We start from the raw sequence: 6036 nt of genomic DNA, 5'->3' as shown, positions 1-6036 counted from the left end.
CGGCGGTACGGTTCCGCACACGCGGGCGGGTGCGCCCGACGCCCCCCGGCCACCGGGCGGCGGCGGTACCGTTCCGCACACGCGAGGGCGTCGGCGTCACACCCCCAGTACCAGCGTCCCGGACGAGCAGAACCAGCCCCCGGTCGCCGAGGCCACCGCCAGCCGGGGCGGCTCGCCGGCCCGGCCGCGCGCCCACACCTGGCGTGCGCCGCCCTCCCCGCGCAGCTGGCGCACCGCCTCCACCAGCAGGAACAGTCCGCGCATCCCGGGGTGCTGGGCCGAGAGCCCGCCGCCGTCGGTGTTCACCGGCAGCTCCCCGCCGCGCACCAGCAGCCGCCCCTTCTCCACGAACGCCCCGCCCTCGCCCTTCGCGCAGAAGCCCAGGTCCTCCAGCGTCACCAGGGTCATGTACGTGAACGCGTCGTAGAGCTCCGCGAAGTCGATCTCCTGCGGGCGCACCCCGGCCCGCTCGAAGGCCAGCCGGCCGCTCACCGCCGCCGGGCCCGTGGTGAAGTCCGGCCACTCGGACATCGCGGCGTGCGAGACGTGCTCCCCGGCGCCGAGTATCCACACCGGGGCCGTACGGCAGTCGCGTACGTACTCCTCGGCCGCCAGCAGGACGGCCGCGCCGCCGTCGGAGCGGACGCAGCAGTGCAGCCGGGTGAAGGGGTCGGCGATCATCGGCCCGGCCAGGACGTCGTCCACCGTGATCGGATTCCGGTGCAGTGCCTCCGGGTTGAGGGCGGCGTTCGCCCGCGCCTGCACGGCGACCTCGGCCAACTGCTCGATCGTCGTGCCGTGTTCGACCATGTGGCGGCGGGCGGCCATGGCGTACTTGGCGATCAGGGTGTGCCCGTACGGCACCTCGAACTGCGCCGGGCCGCGGGCCCCGAACGACAGGTTCGCGGTGCGCCGGCCCGCCCTGATGTCCGCGCGGGCCGTGGAGCCGTACACCAGCAGCACCGCGTGCGCGCGGCCCGCGGCGATCGCGTCCGCCGCGTGGGCCGCCATGACCTCCCAGGCGGCGCCGCCGACGGAGGTGGAGTCCACCCAGGTCGGGCGCAGCCCCAGGTACTCGGCGACCTCCACCGGGGCGAGGGTGCCGAGGCCGGCGGAGGCGAAGCCGTCCACCACCTCGCGCCCGAGGCCCGCGTCGGCGAGCGCCCGGCGGGCGGCCTGGGCGTGCAGGGCGTACGGCGTCCTGCCGGCCACCCGCCCGCAGTCGGACAGGGCCACGCCGACCACGGCGACGTTCCGGCTCCCGCGCGTCATGCGATGCCTCCAGCCTCTGGGCAACTCGGAGCGACACTCCTAATATGACGGACCGTCAGATACGAAGGAAGAGCCATGGACACCCGCTTCACCCCCGAGCAGGACGAGATCCGCCGCACCCTCCGCGCGCTGCTGCACGACCGCTGCGGCCCCCGCGAGCTGCGCGCGGCCGCCGACACCGCGACCGGCCACGACCCCGCCCTGTGGGCCGCCCTGGCCGGACGGCTCGGCCTGCCCGGACTCGCCCTGCCCGAGCGCCACGGCGGCGTCGGCTGCTCGGTGACCGAACTCGCCCTCGCCTGCGAGGAGACCGGCCGTGTGCTCGCGCCCTCCCCGCTGCTGGCCACCGCGGTCCTCGCCGCCCCGCTGATCGCCGCGCTCGGCACACCCGGGCAGTGCGCCGAGGTGCTGCCCCGCCTGGCCTCGGGCGCGCTCACCGCCACCCTCGCCGTCCCCGGGCCGTCGCTCGCCACCGCCCTCGCCCTGACCGGCGGCAACGGCGGCGACTGGGCCGGCGGCGGACGCGCGGGAGGCGTCCAGGCCCGCCGGGCGGGGACCGGCTGGCGGCTGTACGGCGAGGCCGACCAGGTGCTCGACGGGCACGGCGCCGCCCTGCTGCTCGTCGCCGCGCACACCGGGGGCTTCGCCCGCTCGCGGACCCTGCTGTTCCTGGTGCCGGGGGACGCGCCCGGCGTCGTACGCGCCCGGCGGACCGCCCTGGACGCCACCCGGCCGCAGGGGCGGGTCCAACTGCGGGACGTGACGGCCGCGTTGCTGGGCGGTGAGGACGGCGGGGCGGTCCTGGCCGCCCTGGCCCGGGTGGGCGACACCGCCGCGGCGGCCCTCGCCTGCGAGGCGGTGGGGGCCGCGGACCGGGCCCTGGCGCTGACGGTGGAGCACGTGGGCCGGCGCGAGCAGTTCGGGCGGCCCATCGGCTCCTTCCAGGCGGTCAAGCACCGGCTGGCCGACGTGTACGTGGCGGTGCAGGCTGCCCGCTCGGCCGCCTACTACGCCGCGTGGGCCGGCGCCCACGGGGAACGGGCCGGCGCTCTCGCCCTCGCGCAGGCCCTGGAGGCGCTGCGCACCGCGGCGGGCGAGGCCGTCCAGTTCCACGGCGGCATCGGGTTCACCTGGGAGCACGAGGCGCACCTGTACTTCAAGCGGGCCGCCGGGGACGCACTCCTGTTCGGCCCGGCCCACCGGCTCCGGGCGCACGCGGCCGACGCCGCCCGGCTCTTCGACGCCCGGGAGGTGGCGGTGTGAAGAAGGACGTGCCCGCGGTCGTACGCGCCGTGCGGAAGGTCTCCGCCACCCGGGGGTTCGCCAGGGTCGCCCCGCATGTCGTGCCCGCGCTCGACCGGGCCGTGCACCGGCTCACCCGGGGCCGGGTGCTGCTCAGCGCCCGGATGCTGCCGGGCGTCGTCCTCACCTCGACCGGCGCCCGCAGCGGGCTGCCCCGCCGCGCCCCGCTCGCGTGCATGCCCGAGGAGGACGGCCGCACCTGGATCCTCGTCGGCTCCAACTTCGGCCGGCCCGGCCATCCTGCCTGGACCCACAACCTCCTCGCCCACCCGCGGGCCGAGGTCAGCTGGCGGGGCCGGGACATCCCGGTCGAGGCCCGGCTGCTCAGCGGGCCGGAGCGGGCGGCGGTGTGGCGGGCGGCCCTGGACTTCTGGCCGCCGTACGCCGCCTACCAGAGCCGGGTGGAACGCGAGATCAGGCTGTTCCGGATCACCCGCCGCGACCCGGAGCGGCCGTGAGCGGCCGTGAGCGGTCCCGCGCGGTGCGCAGCGGGCCGCCCGAGCGCCGAACGGCACGGCACGTCGGCGCGGGACCGGGCACTGCCCGCCCGGCCTCCGGGGACCGGTGACGCGCGGTGGCGGGACCGGGTGCCGGACGCGTGAGACGGCTGGGCGCGGGCATCCCCGGGTGCCGCGGACGCGCGACAGGCGGTGGTCCGCGCCCGGAACCACCGCCCGCCTGACAGGACTTGGGCGCGCCTCGCGGCCGTCAGCTGCCCGGCCGGCCGTCAGGGCGTCACTTCACCGGCTTCCTGCCGGTCACACCCAGGTGCACCAACAGCGCCAGGTTCGGCTTGAGTTCGGCCTGCTTGACGCCCCACGTCTGGAAGCCCCTCTGGTGCGAGGCCACGGCCGCGAGCATCGCGACGAGTGAGCCCGCCACCGCGGCGGGGTTGACGTCCTTGTCGACCCTGCCCTTTGCCTGGAGCTGGGTCACCGCCTCCGCGAGGGAGTTGTTGACCGAGTTCAGGATCTTCATACGGATCTTGTAGAACCGCTTGTCGCCCTCGGACGCGCCCAGGTCGACGACCCGCAGGATCGCGTCGTTGCGGCGCCAGAAGTCGAGGAAGCCGTCCACGAGGTCCTGGGCGGTCTGCCACCCTGCCTTGCCGACCCAGCTGCGCCCCGCCACCAGCGAGGTCAACTCGGCTCCCTCGGCGGCCATTTGGTCGGCGATCTCCAGTACGGCGCCCTCGACGTCCGGGAAGTACTGGTAGAAGGTGGCGGGCGAAGTCCCCGCCTTCCGGGCGACATCGATGACTTTGACGTCCCGGTAGGGGGAGGAGCTGAGCATCTCGCTGAGGCAGTCGAGCAGCTTCTGCCGGGTCGCCTGCCCACGCCGACCGGCCACGCGGCCGTCGACGGTACGCACTTGTCCTGTCATGCCGTCAGCTTACCGAGGCGTGATCGGGGCGCGATTCGGCCGACTGCAAATGGGGTGCGCACCGGCGTGGGAGCTGGTGCTCCTGGTCTGCGGGGTGCGCGCGGGGCCGTTACTTTGGCGGCATGGCCGAAAATGGGGCATCCACCGACGGAACGGGTTACGCCGAGGGCGTTCCGTGCTGGGTCGACGCGCAGCTCTCCGACGCGGCGGCGGGCGAGCGCTTCTACGGCGAGCTCTTCGGATGGACCTTCGAGGCGGCGTACGACGGCACCGTGTGGGCCCTGCTGGAGGGCGACCGCGTCGCCGCGCTCACCCGCAAGACGGACGGGCGGCTGCCCTCCGTGTGGACGGTGTACTTCGCGACCCCCGACGTGCGGGCGCTGGCCGGGAGGGTCCGCGCGGCCGGGGGACAGGTGGTCACCTTCCCGGTGCGGGTCGGGGCCGGACTCGGTACGTCCGCGCTGGTCACCGACCCGGAGGGCGCGGTGTTCGGGCTCTGGCAGGCCGGCGCGCACCGCGGCTTCGGGCGCCGGCACGAGCCGGGCAGCTTCGGCTGGGCGGAGCTGTACGCCCGGGACACCGGCGCCGCGAACGACTTCTACGGCGGGCTCTTCCACGACGCGCTGTTCGGGCCGGACGCCGAGCCGGACGTCGGGCGCGCGCGGGTCGGCGAGGTCTTCGCGGAGATGATGCCGCCCCACTTCGTCGTCCACTTCCGGGTGGCGGACTGCGCGCGGGCCCTCGCCGGGGTCGGCCGGCTCGGCGGCCGGGTGCAGGTACCGCCCTTCGAGACGTCCTACGGGACGGTGGCCGTGGTCACCGACGATCAGGGGGCGTCGTTCGCCGTCCTGGAGCGCTGACCGCCGCCGCGGGGCGGGCCCGCGGCGCGCTCCGGTGTGCGGGCGGACGCTGTGTGTGGTCGCCCGGGTGTGGTTTTGCCCCGAGACACCCCGTTCCGTCGTCGGGTTCGCCACCACGCCTTCGGAAGGGAAGAATCGGGGTGCGTGCCGCCGAGGCGGTGCGGTGGTGAGACGCTGCACGGGGCCGTGCGCACACGTGGGTGGGCGCGGCCCGTACGGGGAGGTGGCAGGCAGAGTGGTGGATCAGCTGACGCAGCACGATCCGCGCAGGATCGGGCCGTTCGAGGTGCTCGGACGGCTGGGCGCCGGCGGTATGGGGCTGGTCTATCTCGCGCGCTCGGCCTCGGGCCGGCGCGTGGCGATCAAGACGGTCCGCACGGAGCTCGCCGAGGACCAGTTGTTCCGGGTCCGCTTCACCCGGGAGGTGGAGGCGGCCCGCGCCGTCTCCGGCTTCTACACGGCCGCGGTGGTGGACGCCGACCCGCGGGCGGCCGTGCCGTGGCTGGCCACCGCGTACGTCCCGGCGCCCTCGCTCGAGGAAATAGTGAACGAGTGCGGGCCGATGCCGGCCCAGGCGGTGCGCTGGCTGGCGGCGGGCGTGGCGGAGGCCCTGCAGTCCATCCACGGCGCCGGGCTCGTCCACCGTGACCTCAAGCCCTCCAACGTGCTCGTCGTCGAGGACGGCCCCCGCGTCATCGACTTCGGCATCGCGTCCGGCGTTTCGAACACGCGTTTGACCATGACCAATGTCGCCGTGGGCACGCCCGCCTACATGTCACCCGAGCAGGCCAAGGACTCCCGCAGCGTCACCGGCGCGAGCGACGTGTTCTCGCTCGGCTCGATGCTGGTGTTCGCCGCCACCGGCCACCCGCCCTTCCACGGCGCCAACCCCGTCGAGACGGTGTTCATGCTGCTGCGGGAGGGCCCGGACCTCGAAGGACTCCCGGACGAACTGCGTCCGCTGATCGAGTCCTGTATGCAGATGGACCCCACGGCCCGCCCCAACCCGGCCGACCTCCAGGCCCAGCTCGCCCCGCACCTCTTCGGCTCCGGCACCGACGACAGCGGCACCGCCTCGGCGTGGCTGCCCGAGCGGGCGGTCGGCCTGATCGAGACCCGGCGCGGCGGCCGCACGGCGGTCAGGCCCGCCCCGGCCCGCGGCGGCGGCCGTGCCGCCCCCGTCGTGCCGCCCCCGCCCTCGCACGACCCGGTCGTCCCG

6 protein-coding genes are annotated in these 6036 nt (G+C 75.4%); 4 read left to right on the top strand and 2 right to left on the bottom strand.

The genetic code is table 11. From position 1 onward, the window contains the following. Window positions 1–96 precede the first annotated feature (96 nt). The gene (locus SZN_RS34750; protein WP_007504563.1) at window positions 97–1272 is read right to left on the bottom strand and encodes a thiolase C-terminal domain-containing protein; all 1176 of its coding nucleotides are present in this window, start codon (window positions 1270–1272) and stop codon (window positions 97–99) included. A 75-nt stretch (window positions 1273–1347) separates the two neighbouring features. Between SZN_RS34750 and SZN_RS34745 the strand changes: the two genes are divergently transcribed. Continuing rightward, window positions 1348–2535 (top strand): acyl-CoA dehydrogenase family protein, encoded by a 1188-nt coding sequence (locus tag SZN_RS34745; protein WP_007504562.1) that lies wholly within the window; start codon window positions 1348–1350, stop codon window positions 2533–2535. After that, complete coding sequence (locus SZN_RS34740; protein ID WP_007504561.1) at window positions 2532–3032, top strand: nitroreductase/quinone reductase family protein; 501 nt, start codon at window positions 2532–2534, stop codon at window positions 3030–3032. Before SZN_RS34745 ends, SZN_RS34740 begins: the two co-directional genes overlap by 4 nt. Before the next feature lie 277 nt (window positions 3033–3309). Here the strand turns inward: SZN_RS34740 and SZN_RS34735 are convergent, their stop codons facing one another. After that, window positions 3310–3945 (bottom strand): TetR family transcriptional regulator, encoded by a 636-nt coding sequence (locus SZN_RS34735; RefSeq protein ID WP_007504560.1) that lies wholly within the window; start codon window positions 3943–3945, stop codon window positions 3310–3312. A gap of 134 nt (window positions 3946–4079) precedes the next feature. Here SZN_RS34735 and kbpA point away from each other — a divergent pair, with 134 nt between their 5' ends. After that, entirely contained in the window at window positions 4080–4817 is a 738-nt protein-coding gene (gene kbpA / locus SZN_RS34730; protein ID WP_007504558.1) for an AfsK-binding protein KbpA, read from the top strand. Window positions 4818–5052: 235 nt separating this feature from the next. After that, window positions 5053–6036 (top strand): serine/threonine-protein kinase (locus SZN_RS34725; RefSeq protein ID WP_007504556.1); only part of this gene is annotated, 984 nt, incomplete at its 3' end.

This window comes from Streptomyces zinciresistens K42, from assembly GCF_000225525.1.
Taxonomy (GTDB): Bacteria; Actinomycetota; Actinomycetes; order Streptomycetales; family Streptomycetaceae; genus Streptomyces; species Streptomyces zinciresistens.
Note: the sequence above shows the minus strand (reverse complement) of the source record. Positions and strands in the feature narration are given on the sequence as shown.